Genomic DNA, 14,415 nt, shown 5'->3' with positions numbered 1-14,415 from the left:
GAGACACCATGAATAAACACCTTATTACCGCGCTGCCGGTGCTGCTGCTGTGCGGCTGTCAGCTGCCCGCGCAACAGCACGCAGCCGCTCCGGCTGCGGCACAGACCACCCCGCCACCCCGGACAGCGCTGCAGATGACGCAGCTCTGGACCCAGGGCGACCTCGACGCCGGCACGCCGCTGCCGGTGGCGTCCGTCCGGGCCGACAGCGACCGCGTTACGTTCAGCTGGGACGGTGACGCGGTGGAGCTCCTGAGCCAGCTCGCCCGGGCGCGCGGGCAGTCCTTCAGCTACACGGGCGTGCGCCTGCCGCTGCCCGTGAACATCGACGTGCAGGGCGTTACCTATGCCAACGCGATGCGCATGATTGAGATGCAGACCGCCTGGCGCGCCACGGTCGTCACCTACCCGGGGCAGATGGTGCTGCAGTTCATGCCGTCTCTGCCAGCCGTTCAGACCCGCCACGCGAAGGGGAACCGCCGATGAAAGCCCGACTCACCGTCCTGCTGCTGCCCGCGCTGCTGGCGGGCTGCGCGGGATTTCACTTCACGAAGGCGGCCCCCGCGCCCGGGCCGGACGGCGCACCGCCGCCGGGTCCTGAGGCCTACCTGTCGCCGCGAGAGCGCGACACGTCTGACGTGTCCGATAACCGCCGCCAGATGCTGACCGAGGGCGGGCGCACCACCGGCTTTCGCGGCGGCAAGGCGCAGCGCGCGTGGGAGCTCCGGCGTGACCTGGAGGCGCGCGCGAAGCAGCTGGATGCCACCTATGACTTCCGCCCACTTATCAGCGCCCGCGGCTGGCTGCCGCCGGTCATCACCGAGGCCGTGGACGTGGCGCACGTCACCCCCGACCAGATACGCACCGCGAGCCACGTGTACGAAATCATCCAGCCCGAGCGCTTCGTGAGCAATCCGCCGACGTGGCGGGGCTGGCTGATGGCCGGACTCAGCACCGTGCCGCCGGACGAGCCGGTGGGCGGGCTGATACCGGAGAACGGCGTGCAGCGCGACATCTGGCAGGCGGCAGTAAATGAAGGCTGGGCGGAAGGGCGCCAGAGCGCCGACGAGACGCTGGAGGCCAACGTCAACCGCCTGACGCGCGACTACAACGGCATGCTGCAGTACGTGCTGCTGCGCCGTCAGAACCTCATTACCGCCCCGGTGGTCACCGAGCGTCAGCAGACGGTCACCGGCGACAGCAACAAGCTCACCACCGGCGACCGCGAGCGTCGCCTGGAGTCACGCGCCGGCTTTGTCACCGACAAGGCGAAGTGGAAGCCGGTCATCAATACGGAGAAGCGCTGATGTCAGCCTCAGGACTGGAACTTTACGACTTTGGCAGCGGGCTGAACGCCGACGCGCTGCGCGGCTTTATGGTGTGGTGCGCACGCAATAACGTGAGCGACATTCACCTGCAGGGCGACAACCACTTCGTAGTGGGCCGCTACGGCCGCCTGCTCAGGGCGAGCCCCTTCGCGGTGGCGGACGACACCCTGTCCAAGCTGATGGACGAGGTGTTTACCCCGGAGCTTCGCCCGAAGGTGCGCGGCGGGGTCGCCATTGACCGCGCAATGCAGCTCGACGGCGACATGACCGGCCGCTGGGGCCTGAACCGCGGCGAGCGCATCCGCTTTCGCGTCAACCTGCTGCAGGGGACGGCGGGGCGTCAGGACAGCACCATCGGCTGGACAATGCGCGTCATTCCGTCCGATATCCCGCCGCTGGAGAGCCTCGGCCTTGAGCCGGACCTGATGGCCAACCTCCTGCCGGCCAAAGGCATGGGGCTCTGGGGCGGCATTACCGGCTCAGGTAAAAGCACGTCGCTGGCGGCGACCTACCGCTACTGCCTGGACACGGACCCGGACCGCAAGGTCACCACCAAAGAGGACCCGATCGAGTTCATCCTGGGCCGGCCGGACGACGTGCTGCCGCCGCTGCAGTCGCAGGTCGGCAGGGACATTCCCGACTTCGCCAGCGGCATCCGCGCGGACCTCAGACGCGCGCCGTCAGTTATCGGGGTGGGGGAAATGCGCGACCGCGAGACCATTGATGTGGGCATCCGCGCCGGGCAGCTCGGTCACCTGACGCTGTCCACCACGCACATTGACTCGCCCGGGGAGGCGTTTCCGCGCCTCATCAACGAGTTTCCGCACGAGAGCCGCGACTCTCTGGCCTGGTCGCTGCTGGGCGTGCTGCAGTACGTGGTGGTGCAGACGCTGCTGCGCACCACTGACGGAAAGCGCGTGGCGGTGCGCGAGTACATCCTTTTTGACTACTACCTGCGCGAGAAGCTTGCCGGCATGCCGTGGTCGCAGTGGGGCGCGCACATCAACAACATTATCCGGCTGGAAAAGCGCCGCATCGTGGATCAGGCGTGGCAGCTGTACCGCACGGGCCGCATCGCCGAATCCGAGCTGGCGGTGGTGATGTCGCCGCCTCAGCGCCGCGAGTTTGAGGAGGGCCGTGCATGAGTGAGTTCAGAAAAGAGGATTACCCGCCGGGGTTCTGGCGGTGGGCGGGCAGCCCGCTGAGCTTTCTCGGCATCCCCGCCTGGCTGTTTCTGCTTTATCTCTTCTGGTTCCGCTTTCCCGCCATGAACACGATTTACGTCGTGACCGGCATCATCGCCGTGTTCCGCCTGCTGAAAGCCTTCGGTTGGGGCGTCACCGAGCTGCTGACGCGTTTTGCCCGCATTGCACGCGGCAAAAGCCTGAGCGGCCGTCCCTGGTGGTACCGGCGCTACACCGACGGTGAGTAGCCGTCTCTGACCCTGTAACAGGAGGCATCATGAGTACAGCTGACTACCCGGTATGGCTTGCGGTCCTGCCGGACCAGCGCGACGCCGCGCGCGCCGACGCCGGAAAGCACCCGGACGGGGGCAACGCCATCACGTGGGATAAAGAGGCGCAGCTCTGGTACGCGCGCCCGGGCGCCGACCTGAGCCGGCTGCAGAAGTGGCTGCCGGACCGCAGCATCCGCAGCAGCGGCGGCGGCGACCCGCAGTCGGAGTTTCTGGACGCGCTGACCAGCGGCGGTCTGGTGCTGGACGGCCTGCCGGTGATGGACGGACGGCGACACCGCGTGCCGGTGGCGGACGGGAAAAAAGGGAACAAAGACGGCGTCTATCGCGGTTTTCTCGACGGCGTGAAGCCCGGCGGCTGGTTCATCAACTACCACCGCGCCGAGAACGACAAGGACATCACGCGCTGGAGGGCCAGCAGCGGCGGAGCAGGAAAAGCTGACCCGCTGGCGCGCGTGCACATCCGCGCGGTGATGCGTCAGTCGCAGGATGACTTTGCCCGCGAGCAGGCCGCGCTTTACGCGCAGCAGACCGCAAAGGCAAAGGCGCTGTATGAGCGGCTGCCGGCGGCCGACCCGGCGCACGGCTATCTGGTGCGCAAGGGCATCACGGTGGCGGATGACGTGCGCCAGACGCGCAACGGCGCGCTGGTCGTGCCGTTCGGTGACGCAGACGGCGCGTTTCGCACGCTGCAGTACATTCCGCCCGACGGTGAGAAGTTCCTGTTTAAGGACGCCCCCAAGGCCGGGCACTTCCGCGTGGAGGGCGGTGAGCTGCGCAACGGCGAGCCCGTCCTGTACGCGGAGGGCTACGCCACCGCGCGCAGCCTGCACATGGTCACCGGCCGTCCGGTCGTGATGACCATCGACGCCGGCAACATGGAGACGGTGGCGAACGTACTGAAGGACCGCTACCCCGACAGCCCGCACCTGTTTATGGCCGACGTTGACCACACCAAAGACATCAATAAAGGCGTGCTGTCGGCAAACCGCGCCGCAGCGGCGACCGGCGGCGCCGTGCTGCTGCCGGACCTGACGGCCGCCGAAATCGAGCGCGGCTTTACCGACTTTAACGACCTGCACCTGTTCCGCGGCGCTGAGCGCCTGCGCGAAACGCTGCTTCCCGACATTGCTCAGGCTCTTGAGCAGCTCAACCATAAGGATGCCCCCATGGCCACACCTGACGACGCACAGCCAGCGCCGGACAATCTTTCCGCCGCGTCCCCGGACGCCGCAGCGGACTCCACTCCAGCCCGCCGCTCCGGTGCCGCCAGAGAGAAAACGGATGAAATTCTGAAGCTGCGCGATGAGGGGCTGAAGCCCGCGCAGATTGCGGAGCAGCTCGGCATCGGGCAGACCAGCGTTTACCGCATCCTGAAGGCGCAGCAGCCTGAAGCCGCGCCAGCCACACCGCCAGCGCCGGAACCGGTGCTCGCAATCCAGGACAGTCCGGCACCCGACGCGCCGCAGGCGGCTCCTGCTGATGCAGCTGACGTCACCGCAGTGCCAGAGCCGATCGTTCCGGCGCCTGCTGTGGCAGAGGCGCCCGTCGTTCCCGACCCGCAGCCGGCACCCGCAGCGCCAGCTGCTGCACCGGTCGCGGAGGCTGATAGCCTGCGCGCACCGCCGGCGATACAGGGCGAGCTGCGCGGAGCGCTGTCCTCGCTGATTCAGGGCAGCATTACCCCGGAGGCGTTTCAGGACACCACCGATCGCCTGCAGCGCGAACTTAACCGGGTGCGCGAGTCCGGCACCTACAACGACGCTTACGTCAGCGAAACACAGGCGGTGTTTGACCGTCTGACCGGCGACGGGCTGGCGGTGAGTGAGCGCCCGGGGATGTTCAGCCGCGCGCTGAGCGCCGCGGGCCTGAAGGACAGCGACACCACGCTGTCTCTGCGCAGCAGCGGGCAGGCAGATGTGCGAACCATCCCGGCGCAGATCCAGTCGCTTTACACCCGCCTGGCGGACGGCGAGCTGTCGCGTCCGCAGCTGGAAAGGGCGCTGCGCGAGGTGCGCAACGACCTGCGCCGCGCCGAGCTGTCCGGTGAGCAGTCGCCTGCAGACGTTCAGTCATCCTGGGCGGCGTTCGGGCGCCTTGACCTGGCCGCCGGCGAGACGGAAGGCCGGGCCGTGACTGCAGCCGTTGCCGCACTGGCTGCGTCCCGCGCCTCTGCTGCGGCACCTGCTGAAGCAGCTCCGGCGGTCGCTGACGTTCCGGCGCCTGCGGTACAGCCTGAGACGTCAGCCTCCCCTGTTATCTCTGAGCCAATGGCACCGGTTCAGGATGCGGCTAAGTCAGAAGCAGCACCGACCACTCCCGGTATCGCAGCGGAGGTCACGCCCGCACCTGAGCCGGCGGTACAGCCAGAAAAAGCAGTTTCTCCTGACGCCTCCTCTGTTATCCCTGAGCCGATGGCGCCCGTTCAGGAGGCAGCAACGCCACAGGCAGCACCGGCCATTCCGGTTACCGCAGCTGAGGTCACGACCGCTCCTGAACCGGCCTTGGCAGAGCCTGCTGCAGTCGCTGAGTCTGTACCGGCCCCGAACGTGCCTGACGTTCAGCCGTCTGAGGCACCACAGGCATCGCCTGCCGGTGCAGAACAGCCGGCTGCTGCCGCCTCCTCCGCCACAGCGGGCACCCCGGACTTCAGCGCGGGTTTTGCCGACATCAGTCAGCGCCTGCGTGCGCTGAAAGACGAAGCCGCCAGCCTGGACACGGACGTGCTGGCCATGCGTACGGGCGCACTCATTAATGAGCGGATCGCGCTGACGGAAATGTGGTCCCAGGGTAACGATACTGAAAATGCGCGCTGGCCTTCCGGAGAGAGCGAGGCGCTGGAGGCCGAACTTCGCGCAGAGCTGGAAAAACGTTCTGACGCGGCACCTTCACCGGCGGTCGCATCCTTTGGTGAGGAAAACGCCATTCTGGTCGGCGCGCCGCGCGTGGCATCGCAGGAAGAGGATATGCCCGCCACATCCGGGGCGACGTCTTCCCGCATCGATGCCGATAAGCTGCTGAGCCGCGTCACGCATGACAGGCACCCGGACGGCAAAAGCGTGGTGTACAAGCTGGACGGCGAGCCCGCGTTTATAGACCGCGGTAACCGCCTGGTCATGGCGGAGGGCGCCAGCGCGCACGAAGAGAAGGTGCTTGCCGCGCTGCTGACCGCCGCCAATCACTATCAGGGCCGCATCGAACTCACCGGCAGCGACGAGTTCAGGGCATTTGCGATCGGTGTCATCGTGGCCAACAAGCTGGACGTGAGTATGAAGAACGCCAGCCAGCAGGCCGACCTCGATGCAGCACGCCGGGCTGCGGGTCAGCCCGTCACGCCAGCCGCCCCCGCCGATGCGGTGCGCGGCGACCCGCAGGCTCCGCGCGCGACTGAGGTTCCCCCCGTAACGACGGCGGCGCGGGCCAGCGAGCCAGTACAGAACGTCGCACCCGTGACAGCGTCACCTCAGCGAACCTCTGCACCGGCCCCTGAACCCGCCGCGCCGAAGATTTCTCCGGCGGTGCACACCCCGGCAGAAAAAGCCCGGGAGCCGGTCACCGGTAAGGTCACCGCCTGCGGTCAGGCTCCCTTCCGCTTTGAAAAGGACGCCAGCGAGAGCACCTTTATTACGCTGCGTACGAAAGAAGGCTCTCAGACGTTCTGGGGTAAGGAGCTTGCCGGCCTGCTGCGTGAGACGCACCTGCAGCCCGGTCGCATGGTCACGCTGCAGTGGATGGGTGAGCAGCCGGTCACCGTCAATAAGCCGATGAAGGACGCGCAGGGCAACTTCAGCGGTCAGTATGAAAAGGTACAGACCCGCCGCAATCAGTGGTCGCTGGCCCCGGTCGGGGGCACCCGCGTGCAGACCGGCGCTGAGGACATGGTGCGGCTCTCGGCCGTTGACGTGAACCGCTACACGCAGATACAGCACGTGCTGGTGAGCCGCCTCAGGCTCGATATCGATGCGCCGCCGAAGCCGGCCGACGGGCTGTACTGGCTTAAGCCTGACGGGCAGGGCAGCAGCGTCCCGGGCGATCCGCTGTCGGCGCCGCGCCCGGAACATAACGACCGCGCCGGCACGGCGGTGATGTCGGCGTGGGGGGAAGACGGCCGGCCGGACCTCTATCTGGTGCAGGGTGACGGTCACTACCTGCAGGGCGTGGTGCGGCGGGACGGTGAGTATCAGCACGTGCTGGTCAGCCTGCCGGACAACAGGGAGTCGCCGCCGATGGTGATTAACCTGCTCACGCCGGAGGGCGCCCAGCCCATTGGCAGCGGCAACGGCATTAACAAGTCAAACGGCCAGCCCGTGCCGCGCGAGCACGTGGTGGTGCGGCTGACCGGCGACGATCAGCCGCGCATCGCGAAGCTGGACGCGCCCGCCGACCTGCCCGCCGCGCTGCACGCCCGCCTCGGCTACGACGAGCGCTACAAAGCGGAATCAGGCTGGGTAAAGGACCAGCCGGCAGCAGCACCACAGGCAGCACCGGTCACGCCGCCGCGGCCGGCCCAGTAATCGATTCATCCGGAGACTTCACATGACAAACAAAACAGCGACCGCCCTTGTGGCGGTCTTCTTCTGCTGCACTACTTTTGGCGCCGGCGCCGCGACCTGCCGCGCGGGCAGCGCGGCGCAGACCGGAAGCGAGGCGGGTTATAACGCCGCGAAGAAGGCCAGCGACGCATGGGCGGCCCGCGAAAGCCAGACGTCCGATCAGCTGCAGAACTGCCTGTCCGGCATCCGCAATATCTCCATCAGCCTGCCCAACCTGCCGAGCCTGCAGGACATCATGAATCAGGCGTCAGAGAAGGTCTGCGGGGCGCTGACGGACAAAATCAACAGCAACCTGCCCACCAGTATCGACCCGTGGCAGTCCTACGGCCTGTAAGGAACATCGTATGCAGAACCCCCAACCCGCCGTGCCGCCTGAGGAGGCGGCCGTGGTCCTGACCGACCCGAAGATTTACGAGCACGCGGTAAACGCCCAGAACGAGCGAACGCTGGGCGCCCGGTTTGCGCACCGCTGCCTGACCGTCGCCGTGTGGAGCCTCATCGGTAACGGAATTCAGGCGATTACCATCGGCGTGCTGATTTATGTGCTGCTCAACATGCCTTCGCACTACCTGGCCACCGAAAACGGCCGCATCACGCCGTTTTACCCGACGGACAAGCCGGTGTGGAGCGAGAGCGACGTGCGCCAGTTCGGTGCCGACACCATCAGCAAGGCCTTCACGCTGGACTTCGTGCATTACCGTGACCAGATGACGGCGGCGTCGCCTGACTTCTCGGAAGAGGGCTTCACCGGCTACAACCAGGCGCTGACCACCGGCTCCAACATCCTGTCGCTTGTAAAGGACAAGCGTATGAACCTCACCAACACCGTGGAGCCGGGCGTTATCACCCGACGCGGCGTGATTGGCGGGCGCTACACGTGGGAGTTCCAGTATCCGGTCACGATGCGCCTGCAGGGGCAGAACAGCAGCAGCCCGCCGCTGCGCTACATCTTCACGCTGCGCATTCAGCAGGCCGACGTGCGACTCAAGCCGCGCGGTCTTGAGGTCACCCAGACCATCACCAACAACGCAGGATAATCCTATGAGCAACTTTCGCACGCTGGCCCTCTGGCTGGCGCTGTGCGGCAGCGCGGGTGCCGCCACGTCAGCGGGGACCGCCCCGGCGGCCGGCACCGACGGCGGGTGGCGCTCCACCGCGTCCGCCAGCGGTGCTGCTGCAACCGGTCAGAAAGCATCAGGTCAGGCGGCGGGTACGCCTGCCGCAGCAGGTCCGCTGCCCGGACAGGCGCTGCCGCCGCCAACGTCGGTGTCGTACGACCAGGCGCAGGCGACCATCGCCCCGCTGACGCCGGATGAAATCCGACAGCTGCGCGCGCAGCAGACCGAGCAGAACCGGGCGCTGGCCACGCCGGGCATCACGGCGGTGCCGCGCATCACCGCGCAGACCGTGAGCCTGCAGCCGGGCGCGAGCCTGCCGCTGGTGCGCACCGCGGTGAACTGGCCCGCCACGGTGAGCTTTATCGACAGCACCGGCGCGCCCTGGAAAATCCTCGGGGACCCGGTGAGCGGCTCACCGGACATCGACGTGAAGTGGATACCGGGCATGTCCTTTATGGTCATCACGGCAAAGCGCGACTTCGTGAACACGCTGGTGACCGTGGGGCTGGAAGGCCTGCCGGTGCCGCTGCAGATAAGCGTGATGAGCGGCGAGGCCGACACGGTGAAGAAGACCTGGACGGTGGACGCTCGCCTTGACCTGCGCATTCCGCGCCGCGGTCCGGGGGCGGCACCCGACGCGCCGGGCCCCTCGCGCATCGGTCTGCACGACGACGTGCTGCAGGCGTTTCTGGACGGCGTGCCGCCGTCGGGCGCAAAGCGCCTGAAAACCACCGGCAGCGTGCCGGACACGGCGGTATGGCAGCAGGGTGATGACCTGTACATCCGCTCGCGCGCGGACATCCGCGACGAGTTCGATACCACGCTCTCCTCCGCCGACGGCACGCACCTCTGGAAGCTGCCGCTGACGCCGCGCGTGGCCTTTTCCGTTGACGGGCGCACCGAAGCCCTCAGCATTGCCCTGGAGTAATCATGAGCGATCAACAGAACACCGGCGGGCGCAACATCCGCCTGATGATGGGCCTGATTGCCGGCGGCATGGTGGCAGTGGTGGGGGGCGGCTACGCGCTGTGGAGCTGGCTGGCAACGCCGCCGCCCGCCGTCTCCCGCGTGGACCTGACCCGCGTTACGGGCACCACCCAGACCCGCGCGCAGGAGCAGCCGGCTTATCGCGAATTGCTGCGCGAAAACAACGCCCGCGGCGCGCAGACGGCGGCGGCCTCGAACCAGAGCTTTATCGCCAGCATTCCGCTGCAGCAGGACGTGACGACGGCGGCTGAACCGCCAAAGGCGGCTCCGGTGACGGTGACACAGCCTCTTCCCCGGCCACAGGGCAGCGGGCGCACGCCGGAGCAGGAAAAGGCCCTGACGGAGGCGCGTCAGAAGTCGCTGGCCGCGCTGCTGGCGAAGATGCAGGCGGAGCCCAAAGCGGGTGAGCTGCCTCCGGCGCAGCTGCTGGGCGGCAAAGACGGGGGCTGGACGGACTGGCGCGACTCGCTGCCCGGCAGTGCCGTGCAGCTTGCCGCCGCGCGCAGCCGCGACAACGTCCGGAACGCGCCGCCGGCGTCGGTGGTGGTGGAACCCTACTGGCGGGGGCCTGCCGAAATCTGCACCGGCGTGGATTCAGACAACGGCACCACGCCCGTGCTGGCCTGCATCAGAACCGGCAGGTATCAGGGGGCGGTGCTGAAGGCGCCCGAAGGGGCGAAGCTGTCCGGCGACGGCGTCGTCATTCACTTCACCACCATGACGCTGAACGGACAGGCCTACAAGGTGGACGCCTACGCGCTGGATGACAAAACCCTCGTGGCCAACATTGCCAGCGACGTCAATCATCACTACTTCCGCCGCATCGTGCTGCCTTCCATTTTCGGCGGCGCCGGCGAGGCGGGCCAGCTTTACGCGCAGTCCAACACGCAGCTGCTGAGCAACGGCTTTAACACCGTTACCGCCCGCCCCGGCCTGCCGGATCCCACGGTGGTCGGCGGCGTCATTGCTGGCGGCATAGCGCAGCGTGCGGGACAGGTGCTGACCAGCGATGCCGCCCGTCTGCCTGACCGGACCGTCTATGTCCACAACGGTGATGTGGTGGCGCTTCAGTTTATGAGCGGTGTCTATAGCACCGACGCGGAATCCGGGCAGGGGAGCACCCCATCTGCCCCGGTGGCCCCGTCGCCGGCGGCTCCGAGCAGCAACCCGACCCCGACCGCCGCCGACCTGCGTGCGGAAACACAGACGCGCATCCGCGCGGCCGAACAGAGAGGAACCCCACGTGAATGAATTCGATCCGCAGCCGGCGGTGAGCGCGGCCGATAACGCGCCGGTGCCCGCGCCGCCGGTACAGAAAAAAGAGAGCCTGCTGACGCGCAAGCTCTGGCTCGGGCAGTCGCTGCCGTGGCTCGCCGGCGGGGCGATCGTTATCCTGGCCGCCGGCTGGTTCCTGCTCGTGCCGTCCTCCTCCGCGCCGGACGCCGGACAGCTTGCCTTCGGGCAGGACCCGGGCTTTGGCAGCGTGCAGCCTGCGCCAGCCCCGGCAGCCGCCCCGGTCACGCCGGCTCCTGCGCCCGCCCCGCCGCAGACCGGCGGGCTCAGCGTACCGGCTGGCGCCCTGAACGATCCCGCATCCGGGGGCAGCGTGCCGGATGACGTGGTGAAGCTTATCCGCGAGGGCCACGAGTTTGAGGTGGCTAACCGTGAGGCAATCACCCGCCTGTCGGACACGGTGCGCGCGCAGAGCAGGGCGCTGACCACGCTGCAGCAGCGCCTTGACGGGGTGGAAAAAGAAAACACGCGGCTGGGTAACCTGGTCACCGTGCTGGCCGTAAGGCCGGACGCTTCGCCGGGTCATGCCGCGGCTGGCCAGAAGCACACGCGCTCCGCGCTGTCCGGGATGCGGCTGGAAAGCCTGCAGAACGGCATGGCGTGGGTCAGCTGGCAGGGCCGGACGTGGGCGGTGCAGGCGGGCGACAGCCTCGGCGGCGTCACGGTACGTGAGGTGAATACGGACGACCGCAGCGTCACAACCAGCGCCGGCGTGCTGCGCTAGGGAGGCGTCATGGGAGGATCGCTCGACGGCATCACCATGCTGTCCAACCTGGCCTCGGGGCTGCTGAGCGCGGGCATTAACCTCGCGCTCACGCTCGGCGTGCTCTTCGGCGTGGTGGGCTCCAGCGGCTTTCTCGCCCGCCAGTCCTGGCTTGCCCGCAAGGCACCAGGTCAGGCGGCGAGCGGCGGCGCTGTTATTTCCTGGGTGTTGCTGTGCTGCGGCCTGGCGGGGCTCGACCAGCTTATCGGCGCGGGCGCGCGTCAGGTGGGCTGGCAGGTCTCGTTTGACGCCATCAGCTACGTTGACCAGGGCACGTTCGGTCAGGGCGCGGTGGCGGCCAACGCCCTGCTGACCCTGCTGCGCATGATTGGCGTGTGGTTCGCGCTATCCGGCGTGCTGCTGTGGCGCAGGTCGAAAAAAGACGGCCACACCGGCCTGACCGCCGGGAACGACGTGAACACCGGCACCGCGAAATTTATCATTGGCGTGATGTTTATCTGTAACCCCTACCTGCTTGACGCCATTCAGAAAACACTCGGCCTGCACTGAAGCAGGCTGCGGAAATTCCGTCCTCACGGACGATTTAACCGGCCATCCGGCCACACTCATTTTTTAAAGGAAAACACCATGATGACTCGCCTTTACTGTGCGGCTTACGCACGCGTCCTGATGCTGTCTGAAGCTCTGCGCCGCCTGACGCTGCGCGTACTCTCCGCCTGGCTTGCGTTCATTTCACCGATGGCCATGGCCGACGGGGACTTCGCTGATATGGCGAACCGCGTTGCCGAGGGCGCCAAGGCCGGCACGACCAGCGTGCTGGGAATGGTGCAACTGGCTGGGGTGTGCGGCGTTATCGGCAGCATTTTTGCGGCCAAGGGGATGAAGAACAACCCGCAGATCAAACTCTGGATGGTCGCACTGGGGCTGGTCACCAGCCTGCTGCTGCTGGGCATACCGGAGATGATCAAGCGCGGCCAGACGCAGATGGGCATGACGCCGGTCAGCGTGGGTTAAGTCCGGATGCCGCCCCGCAGCGGGGCGGCTATGTTCCTCTTCTTTTTCCTTCCCGGAGTCTTTTCATGAAAAAACATTTTTGCACAGCGCTGGTCGCGCTGGCACTTTCTGCCGGCCTGTCCGGCGCCGCCTTTGCTGCCCAGCCTATCACTGACGTCATGGTCAGCCAGAAGCTGGACCAGGTGAACGCTTCCGTGCAGCTCATCAACAGCAGCATGCAGCAGATGCTCATTGCGCTGAACCAGAGCGCGCAGAACGGCACCTGCTGGCTGGACGGTAAAGCCTTCAGCCAGGGCGCCGTCGCCACGGTAGCGGGTCATGCGTCCGCCTGCGGTGTACAGCCCAAAACCGGCTGGCCACAGTGGCGACCCGCTTCGGAAGAGGTGCCGGGCATAACCGTTCAGTAATTTCCAGCTCTCACCGTTTTGCTCATCCGACAGCACCATCTATTACAGGAGGTAATGACTGATGCACTACCACGGTGGCTGTATCCATGCCACACCCGCGGAATTTCAGACGGCCGTTGTCCGGGCACTCACTGAGGTGCCCCCCGTATGTGAGGAGGAAAGCCTCATTCACGAATTCATTGCACGCTGGCCGGAATATACCGGTAGCTGGCTGCTGATGCATTGCGGTCTGCTCAGATGCCAATCGAAGGACAGCGAATATTCAAATGCATCGTTGATCATACAAATTGACAGGCATTCGTCCTGGATGTCGGTTGCCGTCAAAGGGCTGAAACAGACGCCTCTTCCTGGCTTTAACGACTGGTATATCCGTCGTCAGCAGTTCATCAGCTTCCATTTTCTGAAGAACGGCGCTGACGCAGACTCACGCTGAGGTTTGATGCATGAAACTAAATATGCTGTCGCCCGAAGAGATGATTTCAGTGGTCATCAGACATCTTTCCGGCACGACTCTCCTCAATGAATCACAACCTGAAGTGCAGCTCAGGCGTTTTCTGAGGGGGGATGATGGTACGCTGGCAGGGGGACTTTTGCACCTGCTTTCCATGGTGTCACAGAGTGCGAAAATGGCGGCACACAGTCGTGTCGGAGAGTGGCAACCCAGAATTGAATTTACGGGCTGTACGCGAAAAAAATATCTGCACCTTTTTGTTATTGACGTTTGGGTCTTGTCTGTCCCTCCAAGCCTTGAAGCGAAAAACAGTGCCGGTAAGCGCATCAGGCTCTCGTTACTTTCCGGGCGGTCATAATGCCGTCCAGTCAATCATTCTCCTGTGTTTTTCAAACAAAATGTGCTCATGCGGTGAGATGTGGCAGATGAGACTCTCGACGACATCAGACAGAGGGTGAACCTTATTCCCGTGATGATTCACCGGGAGTGTACAGTACGCCACCACCTGCTCAGAGACGATCAAATCATTCGCCGTCCGGCATGAATGGCACTTCATCAGGCACGACGCCAGATCAACTCCAGCGGCTTCATCGGGTGACATCCATGCTTCGTAAATCAGGTTGTCAACATCAGGGTGGCATTGAGAAAGAGGGAGGCTAATTTTGAAAATGTAAAACAACTCACTCTCATTATTGAGAAGTGAAACTTTGTTACCCCAGTGGACGGCATGGTCAACATGATCAGAAAGATATACCCATCCTGGCGATGTCTGCAGGCTCCATTTCACAGCAGGAGGTGCCTGCCTCAATATCAATCCTGACGCCAGAATTTTTTGTCCCCGACTTTGCGTTGTTGCATGAAAGAAGGTCATCGCCGGTTTTTTATTCATGAATCATCTCCCTGATTGCCATCATCACGAGTTATTTATTTAATATGTGTTAAGCACGCCCTGAGAATAAAACGGCTGTGCGGGTCAGCGCCTGACAGACACCGATGCCGGTCAATCAGTGAACCAGCCGTCAACCTGTCAAGTTCTGAGAGCTCATAACAATATCACAGGCAGTTTT

16 protein-coding genes are annotated in these 14,415 nt (G+C 65.2%); 15 read left to right on the top strand and 1 reads right to left on the bottom strand.

Annotation, left to right across the window (positions count from 1 at the left end):
* The first annotated feature begins 8 nt into the window (after positions 1 to 8).
* The 15 genes from QMZ30_RS22430 (at position 9) to QMZ30_RS22360 (ending at position 13,706) form a co-directional block, all read left to right on the top strand.
* Positions 9 to 485: a DotD/TraH family lipoprotein gene (locus QMZ30_RS22430; RefSeq protein ID WP_282996713.1), complete on the top strand. Its 477-nt coding sequence runs from the start codon at positions 9 to 11 to the stop codon at positions 483 to 485.
* Positions 482 to 1,306: a type IV secretory system conjugative DNA transfer family protein gene (locus tag QMZ30_RS22425; protein ID WP_282996712.1), complete on the top strand. Its 825-nt coding sequence runs from the start codon at positions 482 to 484 to the stop codon at positions 1,304 to 1,306. Before QMZ30_RS22430 ends, QMZ30_RS22425 begins: the two co-directional genes overlap by 4 nt.
* Positions 1,306 to 2,472, top strand: coding sequence for a plasmid transfer ATPase TraJ (traJ, locus tag QMZ30_RS22420; protein ID WP_282996711.1), 1,167 nt, complete (start codon positions 1,306 to 1,308; stop codon positions 2,470 to 2,472). Before QMZ30_RS22425 ends, traJ begins: the two co-directional genes overlap by 1 nt.
* Positions 2,469 to 2,759: a conjugal transfer protein gene (locus QMZ30_RS22415; protein ID WP_282996710.1), complete on the top strand. Its 291-nt coding sequence runs from the start codon at positions 2,469 to 2,471 to the stop codon at positions 2,757 to 2,759. Before traJ ends, QMZ30_RS22415 begins: the two co-directional genes overlap by 4 nt.
* A 29-nt stretch (positions 2,760 to 2,788) precedes the next feature.
* Positions 2,789 to 7,315 carry an LPD7 domain-containing protein gene (locus QMZ30_RS22410; RefSeq protein WP_283228977.1) on the top strand — a complete coding sequence of 1,509 codons (4,527 nt, stop codon included), beginning with the start codon at positions 2,789 to 2,791 and terminating at the stop codon, positions 7,313 to 7,315.
* A 22-nt stretch (positions 7,316 to 7,337) separates the two neighbouring features.
* Positions 7,338 to 7,688, top strand: a complete 351-nt coding sequence (locus tag QMZ30_RS22405; protein ID WP_283225748.1) for a conjugal transfer protein — start codon at positions 7,338 to 7,340, stop codon at positions 7,686 to 7,688.
* A gap of 10 nt (positions 7,689 to 7,698) precedes the next feature.
* Positions 7,699 to 8,391 (top strand): DotI/IcmL/TraM family protein, encoded by a 693-nt coding sequence (locus QMZ30_RS22400; RefSeq protein WP_283225747.1) that lies wholly within the window; start codon positions 7,699 to 7,701, stop codon positions 8,389 to 8,391.
* Between the two features lie 4 nt (positions 8,392 to 8,395).
* Positions 8,396 to 9,400, top strand: a complete 1,005-nt coding sequence (locus QMZ30_RS22395; RefSeq protein WP_283228976.1) for a DotH/IcmK family type IV secretion protein — start codon at positions 8,396 to 8,398, stop codon at positions 9,398 to 9,400.
* Between the two features lie 2 nt (positions 9,401 to 9,402).
* A complete protein-coding gene (traO, locus tag QMZ30_RS22390; RefSeq protein WP_283225745.1) occupies positions 9,403 to 10,710 on the top strand; it encodes a conjugal transfer protein TraO in 1,308 nt (435 codons plus the stop codon).
* The gene (traP, locus tag QMZ30_RS22385; RefSeq protein ID WP_283225744.1) at positions 10,703 to 11,476 is read left to right on the top strand and encodes a conjugal transfer protein TraP; all 774 of its coding nucleotides are present in this window, start codon (positions 10,703 to 10,705) and stop codon (positions 11,474 to 11,476) included. The genes traO and traP overlap by 8 nt, the downstream gene beginning before the upstream one ends.
* A 9-nt stretch (positions 11,477 to 11,485) precedes the next feature.
* A complete protein-coding gene (traQ, locus tag QMZ30_RS22380; protein ID WP_283225743.1) occupies positions 11,486 to 12,025 on the top strand; it encodes a conjugal transfer protein TraQ in 540 nt (179 codons plus the stop codon).
* Between the two features lie 81 nt (positions 12,026 to 12,106).
* Positions 12,107 to 12,490 (top strand): DUF6750 family protein, encoded by a 384-nt coding sequence (locus QMZ30_RS22375; RefSeq protein ID WP_283228975.1) that lies wholly within the window; start codon positions 12,107 to 12,109, stop codon positions 12,488 to 12,490.
* A 65-nt stretch (positions 12,491 to 12,555) separates the two neighbouring features.
* Positions 12,556 to 12,897 (top strand): hypothetical protein, encoded by a 342-nt coding sequence (locus QMZ30_RS22370; protein WP_283225742.1) that lies wholly within the window; start codon positions 12,556 to 12,558, stop codon positions 12,895 to 12,897.
* 61 nt (positions 12,898 to 12,958) lie between these two features.
* The gene (locus tag QMZ30_RS22365; RefSeq protein WP_283225741.1) at positions 12,959 to 13,330 is read left to right on the top strand and encodes a hypothetical protein; all 372 of its coding nucleotides are present in this window, start codon (positions 12,959 to 12,961) and stop codon (positions 13,328 to 13,330) included.
* A gap of 10 nt (positions 13,331 to 13,340) precedes the next feature.
* Positions 13,341 to 13,706: a hypothetical protein gene (locus QMZ30_RS22360; protein ID WP_283225740.1), complete on the top strand. Its 366-nt coding sequence runs from the start codon at positions 13,341 to 13,343 to the stop codon at positions 13,704 to 13,706.
* Here the strand turns inward: QMZ30_RS22360 and QMZ30_RS22355 are convergent.
* Positions 13,701 to 14,237 carry a hypothetical protein gene (locus QMZ30_RS22355; RefSeq protein ID WP_283225739.1) on the bottom strand — a complete coding sequence of 179 codons (537 nt, stop codon included), beginning with the start codon at positions 14,235 to 14,237 and terminating at the stop codon, positions 13,701 to 13,703. The two genes, QMZ30_RS22360 and QMZ30_RS22355, sit on opposite strands and share 6 nt — an antisense overlap.
* Between the last annotated feature and the right edge of the window lie 178 nt (positions 14,238 to 14,415).

It is taken from the genome of Pantoea sp. EA-12, assembly GCF_030053355.1.
In the GTDB taxonomy this organism is placed as follows: Bacteria; Pseudomonadota; Gammaproteobacteria; order Enterobacterales; family Enterobacteriaceae; genus Pantoea; species Pantoea vagans_C.
The sequence above is the reverse complement of the archived record's forward strand: the minus strand, read 5'-3'. Positions and strand labels throughout refer to the sequence as shown.

Bases quoted from the DNA above. Each gene is read 5' to 3' on its own strand.
- QMZ30_RS22430 (WP_282996713.1), top strand. From the start codon at position 9: ATGAATAAACACCTTATTACCGCGCTGCCGGTGCTGCTGCTGTGCGGC.
- QMZ30_RS22425 (WP_282996712.1), top strand. From the start codon at position 482: ATGAAAGCCCGACTCACCGTCCTGCTGCTGCCCGCGCTGCTGGCGGGC.
- traJ (WP_282996711.1), top strand. From the start codon at position 1,306: ATGTCAGCCTCAGGACTGGAACTTTACGACTTTGGCAGCGGGCTGAAC.
- QMZ30_RS22415 (WP_282996710.1), top strand. From the start codon at position 2,469: ATGAGTGAGTTCAGAAAAGAGGATTACCCGCCGGGGTTCTGGCGGTGG.
- QMZ30_RS22410 (WP_283228977.1), top strand. From the start codon at position 2,789: ATGAGTACAGCTGACTACCCGGTATGGCTTGCGGTCCTGCCGGACCAG.
- QMZ30_RS22405 (WP_283225748.1), top strand. From the start codon at position 7,338: ATGACAAACAAAACAGCGACCGCCCTTGTGGCGGTCTTCTTCTGCTGC.
- QMZ30_RS22400 (WP_283225747.1), top strand. From the start codon at position 7,699: ATGCAGAACCCCCAACCCGCCGTGCCGCCTGAGGAGGCGGCCGTGGTC.
- QMZ30_RS22395 (WP_283228976.1), top strand. From the start codon at position 8,396: ATGAGCAACTTTCGCACGCTGGCCCTCTGGCTGGCGCTGTGCGGCAGC.
- traO (WP_283225745.1), top strand. From the start codon at position 9,403: ATGAGCGATCAACAGAACACCGGCGGGCGCAACATCCGCCTGATGATG.
- traQ (WP_283225743.1), top strand. From the start codon at position 11,486: ATGGGAGGATCGCTCGACGGCATCACCATGCTGTCCAACCTGGCCTCG.
- QMZ30_RS22375 (WP_283228975.1), top strand. From the start codon at position 12,107: ATGACTCGCCTTTACTGTGCGGCTTACGCACGCGTCCTGATGCTGTCT.
- QMZ30_RS22370 (WP_283225742.1), top strand. From the start codon at position 12,556: ATGAAAAAACATTTTTGCACAGCGCTGGTCGCGCTGGCACTTTCTGCC.
- QMZ30_RS22365 (WP_283225741.1), top strand. From the start codon at position 12,959: ATGCACTACCACGGTGGCTGTATCCATGCCACACCCGCGGAATTTCAG.
- QMZ30_RS22360 (WP_283225740.1), top strand. From the start codon at position 13,341: ATGAAACTAAATATGCTGTCGCCCGAAGAGATGATTTCAGTGGTCATC.
- QMZ30_RS22355 (WP_283225739.1), bottom strand. From the start codon at position 14,237: ATGAATAAAAAACCGGCGATGACCTTCTTTCATGCAACAACGCAAAGT.